Origin of the sequence: Leptolyngbya sp. NK1-12, assembly GCF_032598965.1 — a bacterium.
Taxonomy (GTDB): domain Bacteria; phylum Cyanobacteriota; class Cyanobacteriia; order Elainellales; family Elainellaceae; genus Elainella.
Genome location: NZ_CP053587.1, coordinates 703,020 through 723,528, shown reverse-complemented (window position 1 = coordinate 723,528; position 20,509 = coordinate 703,020). Strand labels below are relative to the sequence as shown.

At 51.9% G+C, this 20,509-nt stretch carries 16 protein-coding genes; 8 read left to right on the top strand and 8 right to left on the bottom strand.

What is annotated here, in order from left to right:
- Positions 1–168: 168 nt before the first annotated feature.
- A complete protein-coding gene (gene fahA, locus HJG54_RS31340) occupies positions 169–1,476 on the bottom strand; it encodes a fumarylacetoacetase (RefSeq protein WP_316437060.1) in 1,308 nt (435 codons plus the stop codon).
- A 27-nt stretch (positions 1,477–1,503) separates the two neighbouring features.
- On the opposite strand from fahA, the gene HJG54_RS31335 reads away from it, so the two are divergent.
- Entirely contained in the window at positions 1,504–1,764 is a 261-nt protein-coding gene (locus tag HJG54_RS31335) for a hypothetical protein (protein ID WP_316437059.1), read from the top strand.
- Here the strand turns inward: HJG54_RS31335 and HJG54_RS31330 are convergent.
- Positions 1,733–2,638, bottom strand: a complete 906-nt coding sequence (locus HJG54_RS31330; RefSeq protein WP_316437058.1) for a hypothetical protein — start codon at positions 2,636–2,638, stop codon at positions 1,733–1,735. The two genes, HJG54_RS31335 and HJG54_RS31330, sit on opposite strands and share 32 nt — an antisense overlap.
- Before the next feature lie 370 nt (positions 2,639–3,008).
- Positions 3,009–4,382: a cytochrome P450 gene (locus HJG54_RS31325; protein ID WP_316437057.1), complete on the bottom strand. Its 1,374-nt coding sequence runs from the start codon at positions 4,380–4,382 to the stop codon at positions 3,009–3,011.
- Between the two features lie 918 nt (positions 4,383–5,300).
- Between HJG54_RS31325 and hppD the strand changes: the two genes are divergently transcribed.
- The 7 genes from hppD (at position 5,301) to HJG54_RS31290 (ending at position 14,146) form a co-directional block, all read left to right on the top strand.
- The gene (gene hppD / locus HJG54_RS31320; RefSeq protein WP_316437056.1) at positions 5,301–6,398 is read left to right on the top strand and encodes a 4-hydroxyphenylpyruvate dioxygenase; all 1,098 of its coding nucleotides are present in this window, start codon (positions 5,301–5,303) and stop codon (positions 6,396–6,398) included.
- 55 nt (positions 6,399–6,453) lie between these two features.
- Positions 6,454–7,611: a homogentisate 1,2-dioxygenase gene (locus HJG54_RS31315; protein ID WP_316437054.1), complete on the top strand. Its 1,158-nt coding sequence runs from the start codon at positions 6,454–6,456 to the stop codon at positions 7,609–7,611.
- Between the two features lie 50 nt (positions 7,612–7,661).
- Positions 7,662–8,582: a hypothetical protein gene (locus HJG54_RS31310; protein ID WP_316437053.1), complete on the top strand. Its 921-nt coding sequence runs from the start codon at positions 7,662–7,664 to the stop codon at positions 8,580–8,582.
- 48 nt (positions 8,583–8,630) lie between these two features.
- Positions 8,631–10,757: an AMP-binding protein gene (locus HJG54_RS31305; protein WP_316437052.1), complete on the top strand. Its 2,127-nt coding sequence runs from the start codon at positions 8,631–8,633 to the stop codon at positions 10,755–10,757.
- Positions 10,758–11,105: 348 nt separating this feature from the next.
- Positions 11,106–12,077 (top strand): 2-hydroxyacid dehydrogenase, encoded by a 972-nt coding sequence (locus tag HJG54_RS31300; protein ID WP_316437050.1) that lies wholly within the window; start codon positions 11,106–11,108, stop codon positions 12,075–12,077.
- A 21-nt stretch (positions 12,078–12,098) separates the two neighbouring features.
- Positions 12,099–13,265, top strand: coding sequence for a pyridoxal phosphate-dependent aminotransferase (locus HJG54_RS31295; RefSeq protein ID WP_316437049.1), 1,167 nt, complete (start codon positions 12,099–12,101; stop codon positions 13,263–13,265).
- Between the two features lie 17 nt (positions 13,266–13,282).
- Positions 13,283–14,146, top strand: a complete 864-nt coding sequence (locus HJG54_RS31290) for a geranylgeranylglycerol-phosphate geranylgeranyltransferase (RefSeq protein ID WP_316437047.1) — start codon at positions 13,283–13,285, stop codon at positions 14,144–14,146.
- Positions 14,147–14,176: 30 nt separating this feature from the next.
- Here the strand turns inward: HJG54_RS31290 and HJG54_RS31285 are convergent, their stop codons facing one another.
- From HJG54_RS31285 to HJG54_RS31265, 5 genes are all read right to left on the bottom strand, one after another.
- Positions 14,177–15,451, bottom strand: coding sequence for a hypothetical protein (locus tag HJG54_RS31285; RefSeq protein ID WP_316437046.1), 1,275 nt, complete (start codon positions 15,449–15,451; stop codon positions 14,177–14,179).
- A 25-nt stretch (positions 15,452–15,476) separates the two neighbouring features.
- Positions 15,477–16,667 carry a glycine C-acetyltransferase gene (locus tag HJG54_RS31280; RefSeq protein WP_316437045.1) on the bottom strand — a complete coding sequence of 397 codons (1,191 nt, stop codon included), beginning with the start codon at positions 16,665–16,667 and terminating at the stop codon, positions 15,477–15,479.
- Between the two features lie 440 nt (positions 16,668–17,107).
- The gene (locus HJG54_RS31275) at positions 17,108–18,058 is read right to left on the bottom strand and encodes an NAD-dependent epimerase/dehydratase family protein (RefSeq protein WP_316437044.1); all 951 of its coding nucleotides are present in this window, start codon (positions 18,056–18,058) and stop codon (positions 17,108–17,110) included.
- 10 nt (positions 18,059–18,068) lie between these two features.
- Positions 18,069–19,328, bottom strand: coding sequence for a cysteine desulfurase-like protein (locus tag HJG54_RS31270; RefSeq protein ID WP_316437043.1), 1,260 nt, complete (start codon positions 19,326–19,328; stop codon positions 18,069–18,071).
- A gap of 9 nt (positions 19,329–19,337) precedes the next feature.
- The gene (locus tag HJG54_RS31265; protein WP_316437042.1) at positions 19,338–20,030 is read right to left on the bottom strand and encodes a 2OG-Fe dioxygenase family protein; all 693 of its coding nucleotides are present in this window, start codon (positions 20,028–20,030) and stop codon (positions 19,338–19,340) included.
- Positions 20,031–20,509 lie beyond the last annotated feature (479 nt).

The following is a 20,509-nucleotide window of genomic DNA, read 5'->3' as shown; positions in this document are numbered from 1 at the left end:
GCAAGCGTTATGAACTTTCCACTCAAAACTTGTTGCTCAGAGTTGCTCAGAGCATAGTGATCAGAGTCAGGTAATTCAGAGTTGATGGTAGAACGTAGCGATCAGAAGCCATTGTGCATCTAACCACATTATAAATAGATGAATGTTGCCGATGCTACCTCGTTAGTATTAATTTGAGATGACTTGCCCACGACACTCGCCCAACCCAATGCGGATATAGCCCTCACGTTCGCAATAACCCCGTAGAATCACTTCATCGCCCTCGGCTAAAAAGGACCGCGTTTCCCCAGTCGGTAAAACGAGCGGATTGCTGCCACGCTGCGTTAACTCCAGCAAACAGCCCTGCATACCTGCCTCTGGTCCCGAAACAGTTCCGCTGGCGAATAGGTCCCCGGTCCGCAGATTGCAGCCATTGCTGCTATGGTGCGTCAGCATTTGGGCCAGGGTCCAGTAGAGCTGCTGTAGCGAACTGTGGCTGACCTGCAAAGGCGGCAAATGAGCTTGACGCATTTGAGCCGAAGATAGCCAGACCTCCAACGTCAGGTGAATCGCGCCACACTGTTGGTCCATCGCCGAGGTCAGGTAGGGCAAACTGGGCGGATCGTCAGCTGGCCGCGCGAAGGCTTCACCACGAAACGGCGCTAGAGCTTCCAGCGTCACCACCCAAGGGGCAATGCTGGTGGCAAAACTTTTAGACAGAAACGGCCCAAGCGGCTGATATTCCCACGCCTGGATATCGCGAGCGGACCAGTCATTGACTAAACAAATCCCAAACAGATGGTCTTCTGCCCGGTCGATGGCGATCGGCTGGCCGAGTTCGTTCCCAGTGCCGACAAAACAGCCCACCTCTAGCTCATAATCCAGCATTTGCGACGGAGCAAAAACGGGCGCACTGGCGTTAGCGGGCTTTTGTTGCCCAGAAGGCCGCTTGATCGTCGTACCGCTGACCACAATCGATGAGGCGCGTCCGTGGTAGGCGATTGGCACATATTTGTAGTTGGGCAGTAAAGGCTGATCGGGGCGAAACAGCTTGCCGACGTTCGTGGCGTGAAAAATCGAAGCATAGAAATCGGTATAGTCGCCAATGGTGGCCGGCAACAGCAACTGAGCCTCGGCCATCGGCACCAAAATTTGATCAGCCGGCGGATGGGTGGCTCCGACTTGCAACAACTGGCTGAGATGGTGGCGTAACGGCAAGGAAGCGGCTCCTCCCAGCGCCATCAGGGGATTGAGGCTTGCAGCAGCGCAGGCGGCTTGCAGCGGCTCTGGCAGCTCTTGGAAGACTCCGGCCGCAGTACAGGCGGCTAAGTCGAGAATCTGGTCGCCAATCGCCACCCCAATCCGTGGCCCGTTCATGCCAGTTTGAAATACCCCGAACGGCAGATTTTGAATCGGAAAATCCGTGTCGGCTTGGTTGGCGGATTCGAGCCAACTGCGTAGATCGGGATTGTGGGTAGCGTCGGTGGAGCAGATCATGTTGGGGAGGTGGAGGAGGTGGGGGAGATGCGGCTCGTGAGCCTCGCCGAACGAGGGGAGATGGGGGAGATGGGGGAGATGCGGTTCGTGAGCCTCGCCGAACGAGGGGAGATGGGGGAGATGGGGGAGATGCGGCTCGTGAGCCTCGCCGAACGAGGGGAGATGGGGGAGGGTTGGAATTGGTTGCTGACTTCCTGGCTCCTGACTTCTGGCTCCCGTCGGCTGACGCTCTGGGAAGCCTGGCTCCTGCAAAAATCTAAAGAAGTTTTAGCTGCTCCAGATCGGTGATGGGGTCTTGGTAGGAGCAGGAGCCGAATGAGCGAAAGAATAGCTGACGAGTCTGGGCGATGGCATCTGTAGAAAGGAGCTGATTGCGCCAGCTAATGGCTGTGTTGCTGAATTGAAACTGGGCGAGCGAGGTTTCTTCCAGGAGGGCAACCGCCTGTTCTAGGGGCAGGGAGTGCTGATAGAGAGAGTGCTGATAGGCCGATGCCGCTAGGATCGCTAGATTGAGAAAGCCGTGCATGGTTGCGGTTGGGCTGTTGGCTGCGTAGGTCAATGCATAGCGGCTCCGAAGTGGATGATGCAGGCCGGCCGTTGCTTTGAAGGGAATAGCAGCTTCTGCTAAGGCCAAAATTCGCTGAGCTAGCTGGGATGAGCCAGGAAATTGGTCTGAATTGATGCCCCCGGTGCGCAGTTTGGCGGCTCTGCCGGCCTGGTGCAATGCTTGGAGATATGGCTCTAGCTCAGCGTCAAAGGGGATTTCAAAAAAGACTTCGATTTCGGGCGGCAACTGATGGCTGATTGTCGAGATGGCGCTTGGCGGCAGGGGAGCAACTTCTAAGGTCCGAATTTGCAGCCGGTCGCCTTTTTCAGCGGCGATGAGCGACTGGATTTGCTCCAGTTCAGTAGTCCAGTTTTGGGAAAGAATCACACTCAGCGGCCAAGGCTGGATGGAAAAATGGCTGAATTGAGGCAGCAGCTTGATCCAATTGGAGAGATGAGTGGCGGGCAAAATAAAGCAATTGAGCATCCACGACTGGGGAGACGACTGCGCCTGGGCATAGGTAGCCATTGCTTCCGACAAATTGAGCTGCGCGGGTGGAAACAGGCCAGCATAGTCCACGATGGAGGTAAGCAGGAGGTGGAGGGGAGGGAGCATAGGAGTCAGAAGTTTGAAAATATTTCAAACCCTTAAATTTCAAACCCTTAAATTTCAAACCCTTAAATTTCAAACTTTGATTCAGCAAAACGACTAGAGGAAAACATTTTCCCCAATTCTAGCTCATCTCAGTCGTCTCTTGGAATACTGTGACTGTCATTTTTGTTATATTATTTCGTCATATTAGCTGCAGAAAACTGTAACACATTTAGCTCAATTCTATTCTGCATTGTAAAGGATCAGCTATCTGTCTCCCTTTTCTATCTTTTAATATCAGGTTTAACAACAAGTTAAACAACAAGTTTAACAGCAAGTTAAACAGCAACAGCTTATGTTGTTTAATGTATATCACTAAATAGTCAAACATGTGTTAGTTTACACCTATCTGGTGATCAGGATTGGGTGAATGGGTAGATGGCGTTATCACCATTGGTAAACCATTCTGCGGGCGAGTATTGAAGCGGTAGATGGGTTGAAACTGATAGCCCGGCACAGTTGAAAAGCGGTATTCTCGCAATAAGACAGCCAAATTTACTTTCATCTGCATCATTGCTAGCAGGTTGCCGATGCATACTCGCGGACCGGCAGAGAACGGTAAATAGGCAAACTTGGGGATAGCCTCCGGGTTTCGAAATCGCTCTGGATCGAACTTGAGAGGGTCTGGAAAGTAATCTGCTCGGCGCTGTAGGGTCCAGGGGGAGATCAGGACCAGGCTGCCTTTTGGAAGCCTGTAGCCGGCAGGAACTTGAATCTCCTCGACCACCTGCCGCCCCAATACCGTCGTCACTGGCAGCAGTCGCATTGACTCCTTCAGCACCATCTCTAGATAGGTAAGTTGCGGCAAATCGGCGGCGGTAATGGCTCGCTGACCTAGCAGATTGTCCAATTCCTCGCGGAGCTGCGCTTCAACCTGCGGGTGCTGTGAGAGCAGATAGAAGGTGAATGCTAGCGTGTGGGAAACCACCTCATAGCCAGCCGCAAAGAGATTGGAAACCTCATTGCAAATTTGCTGATCGCTCAATCGATCAGAGGAGTCTGTCTTTTGCGCCTGAATTAGCAGCGACAGCACATCGCCGTTATCTTGCCCCGACTGTTGCCGTGCTGCAACCAGCGTTTTGAAATAGTTATTAATGAGGCGAAAGTGGCGTTTAATTTCGAGATGCTTTGGGGTCGGAATCCAGAGGGGCAAGGGAAAACGACTGATCAGCTCCGAGAATAAATCTAAAAAGCGCAGCAGCGATGTGGCAGTAGCACTCTGGCGTAAGTCTTGCCCAAACAGCGCTTGGGTTGTAATTCCCAGCGTCAGATCCATCATGGCGGTCGGAATATCGATTACTTGTCCTACTTGCCACGACGCCATTAGGGAGTGGGTTGTATCGACCATCATATCAACCTGAGCATTCAGCCGCTTAGCCTGGAATGCTGGCTGGAGTGTGGAGCGCAATACCTGCCATAACTCGCCATCGCTGGTGAACAGGTTTTCACCAAACACCCCCTTGGCAACTTGTTTGACATTCCACGGCTTCTCAACCTTACGAGCCTGCTTGAGCAAAATCTCCTGCACTGCCTCAGCGTCATTGATGAAATAAGCGCTTAAACCAAAAGCCAACGGAATGCGCAGGTAGTCTCCCTGCTGAGCGAGGTGTTCTAAATAGGCAATAGTGTCCTGGCGCATGGCCTCAGTATGGCTGGAGCGGGGTTGGTTAGCGGGCAGAGTCGCTATTGGAATAGTCAGAGAAGGCATTGATTACTCAAGTCCCATTGTTGGGTTTAAGGTTTTTAACCTGGGCAGGTCAAGATTAGCATATGCGATCAATCAAGCTACTGCAAACGGCATCTGCTTCTTGGTGTCCTGATTCTCGTTCCCCTGACTCTTGTTAGCAAACAGAACAAAAGACCGATCGAGTGGGATCATGCCATTGCTTGGGATATTCCTGCTGTTAATCATGCTTGGTGCTATGACATTTATTTCTCTAGACGCATGAAGTAACGCCAAATATTCCGTAGATTGAAAGCAGATGAAACAGCATCAAACGAACCGGTGAATTAATTTTATGAATTAATTTTATGAATTAATTTTACTGGGCGAGTTGAGAAAGTTGAATCTATAATCTAATTATGGCTTCTCAAATTAGTCAGTTTCCCATTGCCACTGATTCAAGAAGCCTTAGGAACTCTGCTTAAGCGAGCAATTTAGCAACTCTACAATATTGTCCTGTACAAATTTCTTTTGTTATTTAGCTGCCGCTTCAGCTATTGGTTGTGCTTTCTGCTCCGATTGGTTTTGGTAATTTCTGTTGACAATTATTCACGCGATTAATTCAGATGTAGTATGTAATTACTTACACCGTTAGTAGGCACCATTAGTACGCAACCTGATTGATAAACAATTAGTTGATAAAAATTAGTTGATAAACATTTTCTAAGAGACTGTTTGTAAATGAATTTTAAGAGGCTAGAATCGACTTCACATCTGATCCTCCCTAACCCTCCTTAAATAAGGAGGGAACCGAGTCAAATCTCTGAAGTCCCCCTTAAAAAGGGGGATTTAGGGGGATCTCAATCTTTGTTTACAAACAAGCTCTAAGCGTAACTTATTAAAAGTTTGCATTGGTTCGAAGAGTGTTCACGGCTTGTATTTCCTCTACTCAGGAGGAATCTAATGACTGATTTCTTTCCGATTCTTGGTTATGATCATCTAGAATTCTATGTCGGCAATGCTAGACAAGCAGCCGGTTTCTACGAGGCTTTTTTTGGATTTAAAACGACGGCCCATCGAGGGTTAGAGACGGGCAGCCGCAAGGTCGCTTCTTATCTAGTTGAACAGGGCCATATTCGGTTTGTTTTGAGTACAGCACTGACGCTTGATCATCCAATTGCTCAGCAGGTGCTGAAACATGGCGATCACGTTGCGGTGATTGCGCTGGAGGTGCCCGATGCGATAGCTGCTTACAAAACCGTAACGGCTAGGGGAGCGATGGGGGCAGTACCTCCGACGTTGGTGGAAGACGAGCATGGCCTATTCCGCTATAGTGCCATTCATGCCTATGGAGATGTCCTGATCAAATTTGTCGATCGGCGGGACTACCGGGGCAATTTCGCGCCGGAGTTTCAAGCATTTCAATCGCGCTCTACCTCACCCGATGCGGATGCAGGGCTGCAAGCGATTGATCACATCGTTGCCAATGTTGAGCAGGGGGCAATGGACCACTGGGTGCAGTTTTTTGCCGACACGATGGGGTTTCAGCTTCTGGTCCAATTTGATGCCGACGCTATATCAACCAACTATTCGGCCTTGTCGTCTAAAGTTGTGCAGGACCGTTCCGGTAAAATCAAACTGCCGATTAACGAACCCGCTCCCGCCAAAGGGAAATCCCAAATTCAAGAATATCTGGAATACCATCAGGGGCCGGGAATTCAACATATCGCTTGCTCTACCGCTAATATCATCGCAACCGTCACCCAGCTGCGGCAAGCCGGAGTCGAGTTTTTGCATGTACCGTCTACCTACTATCAAGATCTGGCGGCGCGAGTCGGTCAGATTGATGAATCGATTGAACGGCTAGCAGACCTGGGAATTTTAGTTGATCGCGATCAGGAGGGGTATTTACTGCAAATCTTTACGCAGCCGTTGGAAGATCGTCCGACCCTCTTTTTTGAAATCATTCAACGCCACGGAGCTGAAAGTTTTGGTGAAGGCAATTTCAAATCATTGTTTGAGGCGATTGAACGGGAACAAGCGCTAAGAGGCAACCTTTGATAGAGTTTTAAGTTTTGAGTTTTAAGTTTTGAGTTTTAAGTTTTGAGTTGCGGCGATGACGTACTACTACCGTCTGGGCACGGTCCCCCCTAAACGACATACCCAATTCCGTCAGCCGGATGGCTCGCTGTACCATGAGGAGCTGATGGGATTGCGCGGGTTTACGGGTGTTCAGTCGTTGCTCTATCATCTGCATCCGCCGACTCAGGTTGAGAAAATTCGGCTGGAGCAGATGGTGATGCTGGAGTTTGAGGAGATGGGGCCGTTACGGCATCGGCATCTGCGCACGGGTAAAGCCTTAAGTCAGGGAGATGCGATTAGCGCTCGGGTTCCGTTAATGGCGAATGCAGATGTCTGCATTTCGGTGGCCCATCCGACGGAACCGATGTCCTATTGGTATCGATTTGCCCATGGGGATGAGGTGATATTTGTTCATCAGGGCAGCGGCTTTTTAGAGACTCAGTATGGCATCTTGCCCTATCGAGCTGGCGATTATCTGGTGATACCGACGGGAGTGATGTGGCGCATGGTGCCGGATATAAATGTGGCTCAGCGTTTGCTAATTATCGAAGCGCAAGGCCATATCGAACCGCCCGCCCGCTATCTCAACCGTTACGGGCAATTGTTGGAACATGCACCCTACAGCGAACGGGACCTGCGCCCGCCGGAACACCTCCTAACCCACGATGAATCTGGTGAATTTGAGGTACGGGTAAAAGCTCGCAATCGAATCACCACCTATCTCTATCTGCACCATCCCTTGGATGTGGTTGGCTGGGATGGTTACCTATATCCCTACGCCTTCAATATTGCTGATTTTGAGCCGATTACCGGACGGATTCACCAACCGCCGCCAGTACATCAGACCTTTGAGGCACCTGGATTCGTGATTTGTTCGTTTGTGCCGCGTCTGTTTGACTATCACCCCTTAGCGATTCCGGCTCCCTACAATCACTCCAACGTGGATTCCGATGAGGTGCTCTACTATGTCGAAGGGAATTTTATGTCGCGCAAAGGCATTGAGCCGGCATCGATTACGGTTCACCCCAATGGCATTCCCCACGGTCCCCATCCGGGCATGTATGAAGGCTCGATTGGCAAAGAACGCACCGATGAACTAGCCGTGATGATTGACACGTTTCGCCCGTTGCAACTGACGCGGCAGGCGGTTGATATAGAAGATATGCAGTACCCATTGAGCTGGAGGAGCTAGACAATTCCGGTCATTTGTTATTCGTTTCGCGGTTTAGGAGTAGTTCCCGTATGAGTTCAGTTCTATTACCGTCCTCTCATTCCCTCACGGTTTCTGCACGGATTCAGGACCGCTTAGATCGAGGTGAGCTAACGCCGCAGCAGGTGGATGAGTTCCAGGATTTTCTGCATCAGGTCGAGCGGGAGTTTTTGCAGCACCGCATCATCACGGCTAATGCCTATACAGCTTGGTTTCGGACTGGTCAAGCCAGCGATGTCGAGCTGCGCCATTTTATTCGCCAATTCTCGGTGTTTTCGAATCAGTTTTTGGTGGCGGCTCTGCTGAAGGTGATCAATTCGCCCACTTTGCAACAGTCCCGTGCCAGTCGAGAGATTTTGCTGAATGAGCTGGGCGTGATCTATCGCAAACTCGATGGCTCAGTCGATGCCTCCGCCAAAAGTGATGAGGAAAAAGACCGGGAAGGCGATCCCGAGTTTGTCAGTACCACAGGTACGGTAGATGGCGGCATTTGTCGATTTCGGGCGGCCCATTTTGAATGGTTGACTGCCGTGGCTGAAGGGCTGGGATTGCACTACGAAGATATTGGTCAACGCAAGCATGGCACAGCTACAACGCTGTATTTCTGCGATGAGTTGCAGCGGCTCTACGGCAGCGACGACCCCAACATTGCCGAGGGAGCCAGCTTTGCTGTGGAAAATTGGGCGGCGGCAGGGTTCTGGCAGGAGCTAGAGGACGGATTAACGCGCATCAAACAAACTCGCCATCCCCAGTTGCGCTTAGCCTTTTTCACCTGGCACAATCGCGTAGAAGCCCAACATGCGGGTCACACGCTGGAAGAACTAGAGGCGGTTTATTTCCAACCCGGTTTTGAGCGAGCCAAATTCATTCAGGGCGGCCAGGAAATTCTCAATGCCATCGCGGTATTTTGGGATGGCTTAGAAAGCGACCGGCAGCATCGGATTGGACTGTGAGACTGGACTGTGAGACTGGACTGTGAGGTTGAAATGTGAGATTGGACTGTGAGGTTAGAACATGAGGCAGCGGCAATGATGCAGCAGGGGTTACTAGCGCAACTGCTTGAGTGCGGTGTAGACAAGGATGAAGCGATTGCCCTTCTACCGCAAATCGAGTTGTGTCTGACCCTACCAGCAGTTGATGCTTGGCAAACCCTAACTCGCGATCTGCTCCAGCCCCATCATCCCTTCTCGTTGCACCTACTGCTATACGAACTGACCTTTGCTGAGGGGGATAGCCAACAGTGGAATAGCCAACAAGGCTCGCCGCCCGCCTGGTTTCCCACGCGCGAACAGATCGAGGCGACCCACATCGCCGCATTGATGCGCCAGCTCAATTTCCGCTCCTATCCCGAACTGCATGCCTGGTCAGTTCAGAATCGCGCCGCCTTCTGGAGTCTGATAATTGAACGGTTGGGAATCCGCTTCCGGCAACCTTACACCCAATTGGTTGATCTATCTCATGGGATAGAATCTCCTGATTGGCTAGTAGATGCGCGGCTGAATATTGTCGAAAGCTGTTTTCAAGCCGCAGAAGATGCTCCGGCAATTCTGGCTCAGTCGGAAAATCAACCGCTGAACCGCTGGACCTATGGAGAATTAAAAGCTTTGGCGAATCGGGTAGCAAACGGCCTAATAGATTTAGGCATGCAACCCGGCGATGCGGTAGCGATCGATTTGCCGATGACGGCAGAGGCGGTAGCGATTTACCTTGGCATTATCCAGGTGGGTGGAGTGGTGGTATCGATTGCAGACAGTTTTGCGGCGGCTGAAATTGCTACCCGGCTACGAATCGCCAAAGCCAAACTGGTCTTCACGCAAGACTACATCCAACGCTGTGGGAAACTGCTACCGCTCTATGCCAAAGTGATCGAGGCAGCGGCTCCTCCAGCAATTGTTCTATCTAGAGATTCATCTAAACCGACTGCGAGCGTCCGATTACGACCCGGTGATTTCCCCTGGCCTGACTTTCTCAGCTCTAACGAACGCTTCGACCCGATTCCAGCTCAGCCCGCGGCCCACACCAATATCCTGTTCTCCTCCGGCACCACCGGCGATCCCAAAGCCATCCCCTGGAGCCACACCACCCCAATCAAATGCGCCACCGATGCCCATCTACACCACGACATTCACCCCGGTGACATCCTGGCTTGGTCCACCAATCTCGGCTGGATGATGGGACCCTGGTTGATCTACGCCAGCTTGATCAACCGCGCCACGCTAGCCATCTACGACGGTGCCCCCACCACGCGCGAGTATGGTGAATTTATCCAAAATGCAGGAGTAACAATGTTAGGTGTTGTGCCCAGTTTGGTCAGCGCCTGGAAAGCCAGCCACTGCATGCACGGATTAGACTGGAGCGCCATCAGAGCCTTCAGCTCCACCGGTGAATGCTCCAACCCACAAGACATGCTGTTTCTCATGGCATTAGCCAACTACAAACCCATCATCGAATACTGCGGTGGCACCGAAATCGGCGGCGGCTACATTACCAGCACCCTCGTCCAGCCCTGTGCTCCCGCCAGCTTCACCACCCCCGCCCTCGGCCTCGACTTTATCATCCTCGATGCCGACCATTATCCCGCCAACAAAGGCGAAGCCTTCATCATTCCCCCCTCGATCGGCCTGTCCACCGAATTGCTAAATCAAGATCATCATCGGGTTTATTTTGGGGAAGTCAGGAGACAGGAGACAGAAGCCAATCTCAAACTTTCCCGATCACCCTCCCCCCCCACTCCCACCCCCCTCCGTCGCCACGGCGATTACATCGAACGCTTCCCCAACGGCTACTACCGCGTCTGTGGCCGAGTCGATGACACGATGAATTTGGGCGGCATCAAAGTCAGTTCTGCCGAAATCGAACAGGTCGTCAGCCGCGTATCTGGAATCCAAGAAGCTGCCGCCATTGCCTTCTCCCCACCCAACGGCGGACCGAGTCAGCTAATTATTTATGCCACTCTTGCACCCCAGACCCAACAAACCCAGACAGAATTAAAAGCAGCCATGCAAACCGCCATCGCCCATCAGCTCAACCCCCTGTTCAAAATCCACGATCTAGTCATCCTCGATGCCCTCCCCCGGACGGCCTCAAATAAAATCATGCGGCGTGTTCTTAGGGAGTGTTATGGGTGAGGGGTGGAGGGTAGGGAGTAGGGGGTAGGGAGTAGGGGGTGGGGAGATGGGGGAGGTGTAATAGGTACTGTGGAATTCTCTGGTAAATCTGGATTTTCTTGGTGTTTTGTAAACAAATAGTAACTTGTAAACAAATAGTAAATAGTAGCCAACGTCAAATCATCTTAAATCCGACCAATTGCCGATATTTAAGTTAAACCACCGCCCATGTAAAAGCATCGTGACCTCATTATGACCTAACGACACCTAACTAACTAGAACCAATAACCATCCCATCCAACATTCATTATCACCCCTCACCCCCTACCCCCCACCCCTCACCCCCTACCCCCCACCCCCTCCCAAACCATGCCCAAAATCCTGATCACCCGCCGCCTCCCTGCTAGCCTCGACGCCCTCGACGCCTTCGCCTCGGTGGAAGTGTGGCCGCAACGGCAGCCGCCGCCTTATGAGGTGTTGCTCGACCGGATTCGGCAGGTGGATGGGTTGCTTTGCCTGCTGACTGATCCGATTGACCGCCGCTTGATTGAGGCCGGTGTGAATTTGAAGGTGATTAGCCAGATGGCGGTCGGTTACGACAATATCGATGTGGCGGCGGCAACGGCGCGACGAATTCCGGTGGGGCATACGCCGGATGTGCTGACGGATGCGACGGCTGACTTTGCCTGGGCGTTGCTGATGGCGGCGGCTCGACGAGTGGTGGAAGCGGAGCGGCTTACTCGCGCTCATCAATGGCAGACCTGGGAGCCGGATTTGCTGCTGGGAGCGGATGTGGGCGGCGCCACCTTGGGAATTGTGGGACTGGGCCGGATCGGGCAGGCCGTTGCTCGCCGTGCCAAAGGCTTCGAGATGCGGATTCTCTATACGAATCAAACCCGCTGTTCGCCGGAGTTGGAGCAGCAGTTGGGTGTGGAGTTTGTTGCGTTTGAGGAACTGCTGGCTAGGGCAGATTTTGTCACGATTCATACGCCCCTAACACCGCAAACGCACCATTTGTTCAGCGACTACCAGTTTGAGCAGATGCAGTCTTCAGCGGTTTTAATCAATACGGCCAGAGGGGCTGTGGTGGACCCGGCTGCGTTGTATCGTGCACTTAGTCAGGGCAAGATTGCGGCAGCGGCGATTGATGTCACCGAGCCGGAGCCGATTCCGTCCGATAGTCCTTTGTTGACGCTAGAAAATCTGATCATCACGCCCCACATTGCCAGCGCCAGCCGCCAGACTCGCACCAAAATGGCGACGATGGCCATCGAAAATCTAATCGCCGGACTCCAGGGCAAGCGCTTGCCCCACTGTGTCAATCCTGAAGTTTATTCGTAAATTATCCATGAGGTGTTGCCGATGGAACTTGCCGAACGAATGAGTCGCTTAGGAACCGAATCTGCCTTTGATGTATTTGCTAAGGCAAAACAGCTAGAGGCGCAGGGCCGCTCGATTATTCATCTCGAAATCGGCCAGCCCGACTTTCCGACCCCCTTTCCCATCTGTGAAGCCGCCTTTCGGGCCATGAAGGATGGCTACACAGGCTATACTCCAGCGGCAGGACTGCCGGAACTGCGGGAAGCGATTGCTGAATATATTACCCTCAGCCGTGGAGTTGTCGTTGATCCGAGTGACGTGGTGGTGACGCCCGGAGCCAAACCGATTATTTTCTTCACGTTGATGGCTTTGGTAAATCCCGGTGATGAAGTGATCTATCCTGATCCGGGGTTTCCAATCTACGAATCGGTGATTCGGTTTGTGGAGGCCAAGGGCGTGCCGCTGCCGCTGAAGGAAGATGTGGGCTTTCGGTTTCACCTTGACGATTTGCGCCAAGCCGTATCGGACCGGACCCGCTTGCTGATCCTGAATTCGCCCCAAAATCCTACCGGCGGTTTGTTAGCGGCAGAAGATCTAGCTGCAATTGCCGAACTGGCCGAGCGCCACGATTTCTATATTCTGTCGGATGAAATCTACTCGCGCATTCTCTATGACGGTAACCACGTTAGTCCGCTTCAGTTTCCGGGCATGAGGGACCGCACAATTCTGCTCGATGGTCATTCCAAGACCTATGCCATGACCGGCTGGCGACTCGGCTACGGTGTTCTGCCCAAACCGTTGGTGGAAGGCATCGTGCGATTGATGATCAATTCCAACTCCTGCACCTGTGCCTTTACCCAAATTGCGGGCATGGCAGCGTTGAGAGAAGCCCAGGATTTTGTTGATCAAATGGTGGCCGAATTCCAACGGCGGCGGGATGTGGTCGTGGCGGGTTTAAACGCAATTCCGGGTATACATTGCCTCAAACCGGCAGGTGCTTTCTATGCCTTTCCCAATGTCCAGCAGTTGCCGCTGAATTGTAATGCCCTGGCCGATTATCTGCTGGAAGAGGCGGGCGTCTCGGTGCTGGCAGGTACAGCCTTTGGTGAATATGGCGATGGATACCTAAGAATTTCCTACGCGAACTCCTTAGAAAATATCAATAAGGCATTAGAGCGAATGCAGGTGGCAATTTCCAAATTACTTTGAGTTTATAGGTGCGTTCTATGCTAGCGAAACTAGATGGCATCGATTCGATTCAGGCATTAGTTCATCTGTTGCGCTTACCCGTGGCGATTGTAGCCGGTATGGCAGGTTGGGCTACGGTTTATGCCCTCGACAAAACCCTGCCGCTGTCTGATTATTTGCTGACGGCTACGGTGCTGGCTTTAATGTTTTCTGCTGCCTGTGTGATCAATGATTATTGGGACGTGGAAAAAGACCGCATCGATCACCCGGAACGCCCACTGCCATCGGGTAACCTATCGTTGCCAGAGGCTTGGTGGCTGGCGGTTGGGCTGTTTGGGCTGGCGGTGTTAGCTGCCATTCCACTAGGGATCTACCCACTCCTGCTTGTGGCTATTAGTATTGTTCTACTATGGAACTACTCCCATATTCTGCTTGTTAACGGTATCCTCGGTAATTTGGTTGTTGCCGCAATCGTATCCGCCTTGATCTTTCTGGGCAGTTTAGTGGTTGGTCAACCCTTCGCCATGCTGTATCCGACTGGATTCCTGTTCTGCTATACCTTAGCCAAAGAGCTGATCTGGGATGTGCACGATGCAGAAGGTGATCGTAGTCAAGGTGTGGTTACTGTCGCCAATCGCTGGGGAGCCAACACGGCCTTTTTTATTGCCTGGGGGCTAGTCGTGCTGCTAATTATCTCGATCCCGATTGCACTCTTCTACCTGCCGATGGTGCATCCCCTGGTCTTCGGTGGTTTTGCCTCTGTTACCATGCTGTGTCTAGGGATTGCATTCGTGCAGTATCAACAGCAGCGAAGTGACCATGCCTACCAGCGCCTGATTGCTTGGGAGCGACTGAGTATGTTATTTGGTGTTGTGGGCCTGTTGGGAGCGGCTCCAGCCTAATTCATGTTTTTTGCCTTTTCACTTACCTTTTCACCGATGCAGCTTCCTGGCTGCTACAAACGCCAACCCCCGCTTGGTCAATGCCTGGGCTGTTTGATTCACGGCATCTAACTTATCAAGGAAATTCAGCGTCAGGTGTTGCCAATCGCCAGCGGCAATAATCTCTGATTTATCACGAAAATAATCGAGAATATCAGAAGGATGTTCGCGAGTTCGTTCAATTGCTGGATCGCCGCCCTCATGCTTGGCCGAAATGTTGGGAATGTGATCTGCGAGGGCCAACAGCTCATCCCGCCGATTGTAGGGTTGCCGCACGATACTCTTCCAGGTTTCGGTGATGTGATGCTCAAACCGCACCTGTTGTTCCAAACCCAGCGCCTGTCGCATCTGAGCAGTGCGTTCAATGGTGTCGTTGTCTACCGAATTGCTCCAGTTGAAGCCAACTAGTGGCGTAGAGCCATCATCTCTGGCAAACAGTTTGGCGGTCAGCAGGGTCCACAGCGCCGAGTAAGGGTTGTCGTTGCCCATGAATACAGAAATTTTGAACTCGATATTTACCCCAAGGCGATGTAGCAGATAGCCGAGCAACACGGTGCCGGGATTGAGATTCAACACCTGCCGTACTCCATAGCGGGTGTAGTAATAAAGATATTCATCCAACCATTGCAGTGCATGGGCATTGGGTTGACCGACTCCACCAAAGTAGCCAGTAATGGTGCTGGGTCCGTTTAGATGAATGTTGGAACCGTCGGTGCCTTTGGTATCGAGTGTGGCGACGAAACTAGCGCCAATCAGCTGCATTGCGGCGAGAATGGCAACCAGATCCCCATCGGCCTCCTGCTCTTTCATATTGCGCACCTGAATGAAGCGAGCGGGCAGCAACTCTTGGCGAGCTATCACCTGCTCAGCGGCGGCAATAATCCAGGGAAAATATTGGCAAGCGCTGATTTCTAGCGTTACAGCAAATGCATCGGCAAAGTTAATATTGGCGGCAGCGTCAGCCAAAATTTGGCGGCGGTAGTCGGCAATGCTGATAAAAGCCTGGTTCTCGGCCTGTTCCTTCAGCCAATGCAGTTGCGGAATATAATCAGGCCGGATCTGTTCCACCTGTCGTAGCAAGGTAGAGAGCTGCATAGCCTGCTCAGCTTTAGCGTTGATTTCTGCTGGCGTGCCGTATTTGGCAACAATCGCCAGAACGTCATTGATCACCTGCATCTCTGCATCAACCAAAACGGCATTCAAGGCATCCAGGCGATCAGGTGAAATATGGATCTGTTCTCGTAATTCCTCTCGTAATTCCATCATGGTTCACTCCTTCAGGCTGGCTCCTTCAGGCTGGAATGACGCCCAAACGCTGACCAACCCGTGTAAAAGCATCGATACACTGATCCAACTGCTCGCGGGTATGGGCTGCCGATAGCTGCACCCGAATCCGCGCCTGCCCCTGCGGTACCACCGGATAGCTGAACCCAATCACATAAATACCTTCGTCTAGCAGCGCCTGCGCCATCTCCTGCGCCAGTTTGGCATCGTAGAGCATGATCGGCGTAATTGGGTGAATCCCCGCTTTGATCTCGAAGCCCTGCTGCTGGATTTGCTGACGAAAATAGCGGGTATTTTCCATCAACTGTTGACGAAGCTGATCGGTCTGCCTAAGCATATCGATTACTTTAATACTGGTGTAAGCAATCGCAGGGGCCAATGTATTAGAAAACAAATAGGTGCGCGATCGCTGCCGCAAGAGATCGATGATTACTTTGTGCCCCGACGTAAAGCCTCCCGATGCACCGCCCAATGCCTTACCCAGCGTGCTGGTGATAATATCGACTCGCTCCATGACTCCACAGTGTTCTGCCGTACCACGTCCGGTTGCACCCAATACTCCTGTTCCGTGGCTATCATCCAGCATCACCAAAGCGTCATAGCGCTCGGCCAGGTCACAAATCTGCTCTAGCTTGGCAATATCGCCATCCATGCTGAACACTCCATCGGTAGCAATCAGGCGGATTTTAGCAGAACGGGCTTTTTCCAGGCATTGTTGCAACTCCTGCATGTCGCTGTGGGTATATCGATAGCGCTGTGCTTTACAAAGCCGGATTCCGTCAATAATGCTGGCATGGTTGAGGGCATCACTGATCACAGCACAATCCGCATCTAACACTGTTTCAAATAAACCTCCATTCGCGTCAAAACAGGATGTATACAGAATCGTATCCTCGGTACCCAAAAATTCTGAAATTTTAGCTTCTAGCTGTTTGTGAATAGTTTGGGTGCCGCAAATAAACCGCACCGACGCCAAACCAAAGCCATACTCAGCAATACCAGCTTGAGCCGCCGCAATCACGCCTGGATGATTCGCCAACCCCAAATAGTTGTTGGCACAGAAGTTTATCACCTGGCGATTCCCGGCAACGCTAATTTCCGCACCCTGGGGTGTGGTTAAGATCCGTTCTGTTTTGGTGAGATGCGATTGATCGATCTCATCCAGGATTGATTGAAAGAGGGAGAGGGAGGGTTTCATAATTGTTGGGAGACAGGAGACAGGAGACAGGAGACAGGAGACAGGAGTCAGAATGTAGAATTGGTTGAAGCTGCGTCTGTTCAGAGTTTTGGGTCAATCCAGCGTTTGACTTCGTACTTCTCCCAGCCGCGAATCCATGGCGGGCTAATCGCGGAAGTCTGCTGTAGGAGCAGCCTGCTCGCAGAGTAGCAGACGAAGTAAGAGGTTTAGTCCCCTACCCTGCGGGAACGCAAGCGTATAGTGGACTTACTTCAATAGCCCGCGATTCATCTGTGGGCGGCTCAGGCAACGAAGCGACACAGAACCATTGACTGATCCTGGAAGCTTTCTACTAACATTTTAGTTTTCATTTATACATCTCCTTTCCACGGAAGTTTGCATCTACGCTGGTTTTCTGGATCAACACTTGTGGAACTAACCCAAATCAAACCCCCCACCTTTTAATTCCCAGCTTTCTGACTCCTGAATCCTATCTCCCCAATCATCTCCTCCACAATCGCCGCCAAATTATACTTGTGTTTCCATCCCCAGTCGGCACGTGCTCTGGAGTCGTCAATCACCGAGGGCCAGGAGTCGGCAATGGCTTGGCGAAAATCGGGTTTGTAGTGGCAGACAAAATCAGGGAGATGCTTTTGAATTTCGGCAGCGAGTTCGGCGGCGGAGAAGCTGACGGCAGTGATGTTGTAGCTGGAGCGAATAGTAATCGCGGTAGGGGCAGCCTGCATTAGACCCAGAATGGCTCGAATTGCGTCCGGCATATACATCATTGGCAGGCGGGTTTCGGGACGGACAAAGCAGGTGTAGGTGCCGAACTGAACAGCGGCGTGGAACATCTCGACAGCAAAATCGGTGGTGCCGCCGCCAGGAGGAGCGCTGTAGCTAATAATTCCAGGTAAGCGCAAACTGCGGACATCGACGCCCTGCTGAGCATAGTACTGACAGAGTAATTCTCCCGTTACCTTAGTGATCCCATACATCGTAGTCGGATCTTCAACCGTGACTTGGGGGGTGTCGAGTTTGGGAGAATGGGGACCAAAAACGGCAATGGAGCTGGGAAAAAATACCTGGATGCCGAAGCATTTTGCTGCCTCTAGTACATTGCGCAAACCGTTAACATTTACGTTCCAGCAGCGTTCTGGATGCTGTTCTCCTTTAGCGGATAGAACTCCGGCTAGATGGTAGATTGTATCGATCTGATGGTATTCAATCAATTTGTAGAGCTGGCGCTGATCGGTAACATCTAAGCTTTCAAAAAGCTGTGATTCAGATAGATGGGGCGGTGCTCGCCAACCACTTTCGATCACATTTGTCGCTCCATAGTGCTCGCGTAAGGCACTGACCAAATCGCTCCCAATCTGTCCCCTCGCTCCAGTGACGAGAATTTTGTTCATAGTCCTCCTATCAGGCGGCGACCGGATGCAGCGCTAACTGATGCAGCGTATGCAGCAACCGCTCGATTTCCTCGATGGTGTTGTAGTGGGTACAGCCGATCCGCAGCAAACCGCCGTTCGTCTCAATTCCCAGCCGCTGAGTCAAGTTGAGGGCATAGAAGTTGCCATTCCAGGTGAAAATACCCCGCTCGCCTAAGGCTTCAGCCAGAGTCAAGGGAGAATAGCCCGCCATCCGCAGACCCACTGTAGGCGTGCGCCAGACAAACTGCGTCGGGTCAGTAATGCCGTAGAGCGTGATGCCGGGAATTTCTTGCAGATGGGGAATCAATGCCTCGGAAAGGATGCGTTCATATTCCTGAATGGCTACCATCGCCGTATTGAGGGCCTGACGCCGAGTGGTGACTATAGGTGAGGTGTGCCGCCCCAATTCGGTCAGGTAATCAAGCGTGGCTACCACTCCGGCAATGCCTTCAAAGTTGGGCGTGCCGGTCTCCCAACGAAACGGAACTTGATCCGGCGCAGGGCGAGGTTTATAGGGACGCAGACGCGCCAGATGCTCGCGTTTAGCGTAGAGAATACCGACATGGGGGCCAAAGAACTTATAGGCCGAGCAGGTGAGAAAATCGCAGTCCAGCGAGCGCACGTTGATTAAACCATGCGGCGCATAGTGAACCGCATCCACAAACACCCAAGCTCCCACCGCTCGCGCCAGCCTCACCGCTTGAGCCACATTGTTGATGGTGCCGACCGCATTCGAGGCATAGCCAATCGCCACGAGTTTGGTCCGTTCGGTAATGTTCTGAGCCAGATCGGTCATGTCTAGGGTGCAGTCCTGCTCGTGGATATCCACCGTGCGAACCACCACACCGCGTTCCGCCAATGCCAGCCAGGGAGCCACATTCGCGTCATGGTCGAGGCTGGTCACCACCACCTCATCACCGGGCTGCAACTCGCGCCCAATCGCCCGACTGATGGCAAAGGTCAGTGTCGTCATGTTGGCCCCCAATACGACTTCATCGTCGGCACAGCCCAGAAAATCGGCAACTGCAGCTCTGGCCTGTTCCATTAGCGCATCGGTTTGGCGACTGGTCACAAAGGCTCCGTGGGCATTGGCGTTGGAACTGCGCAGGTAGTGACTAATCGCCTCAATCACCCGCCTCGGAACTTGGGTGCCGCCTGGCCCATCCAAAAATACAACGGGGTGGCCGTTGAGGGTCTGCGACAGAGCCGGGAACTGAGCGCGAATCCAATCCAGATCAAGCATTGTCATAGCAAACTCCTAGGCGTCTGGCGGAAATAAACCGGGGCAGGTGAGCACAAACACATCGCGCGTACCCTGCTCAACATCTACAGTCTTGACCGGTGAGGTGTAGTGGAAATATTGATCATCCCGGAATACCAGAAATTCGCCTGGATTAAGAACTTTGCTAAAGGCGGGTGGGTCGGTTTTGGTTTTGTAGAGATGGGTTTCGCCGCCGTCAATGCCGTACCGATCGACCGAGAAAATTCCGACTAGATCAACCCCATCGCGGTGAATGCCTTCGGGTGCGGGATTGCCTAACTGTTGCGAGGATGCGGTAGTGCGAATTTGGTGCACGGCGATTTCATTGGAATCCGAACAAAGCTGACAGAACTGGAAGAATTCCCAAATCAATCGTTGAAAGTCTTCGAGCTGAATCAACTCATCCTCTAGCTCGGCATACTCGCGAATCACATCTCCCAACAGCGGATTGTACTGTTTGCTTTGAAACAGGCGACGATGGGGCATTTGAATTAACCGATTGCCCATCACCTGAAAGTGGGAAAGCCGCCTGAACCGATAATGGCCTTCTAAGTAGGGATCTTCTGGCAGCCGCGTAAAGGAGGGCTTCAGGGCATCGACATTGATGGCTGTCAGCATTTCCAGCACATAGCTGGCTAAACAGTTAGCTTCTGGCTTAGTGAATTCTGTCGGTTTAGATAGGTTCAGCATTGGACTGATTTCCTTGCTCAAGGTTTAGTAGGAGTGGATGGGCTTCGCCGTGAGCGGCTCAGCCGAACGGTAGATGGGTGGTAGCTGGCTTCTGTGGGTCGCGCAGCGTTGCCGTAGGCAGTAGCAGTTGGGTGGTTGCTGGGGTGTTGTTGTGGAGTAGAGTGATGTTTTTTAAGCAGGAATTTGGTTGGCAACAGTAGTTCAATTGAGAAACAGTAGGAGAAACAGTAGTTAAGTGGAGAATATAAGGGCTATATTCAAACGAACACAAACAAGATAACAAAGAAATTTGCTTCTTAGCTGTAGATTTATTAACGATTTTTAATATGAAGATTTGATGTTGTGGATATTGCCTCCCTGGGTAAAGATTAAATACATCAGTTTATCGATGAAATACGGATTCAGTTGCGTAATGCTTGTGCATTGCTGTCCTGGCTGGTATTCTAGATGCCAACCATGTGCTAGCAGACTACGAAAAT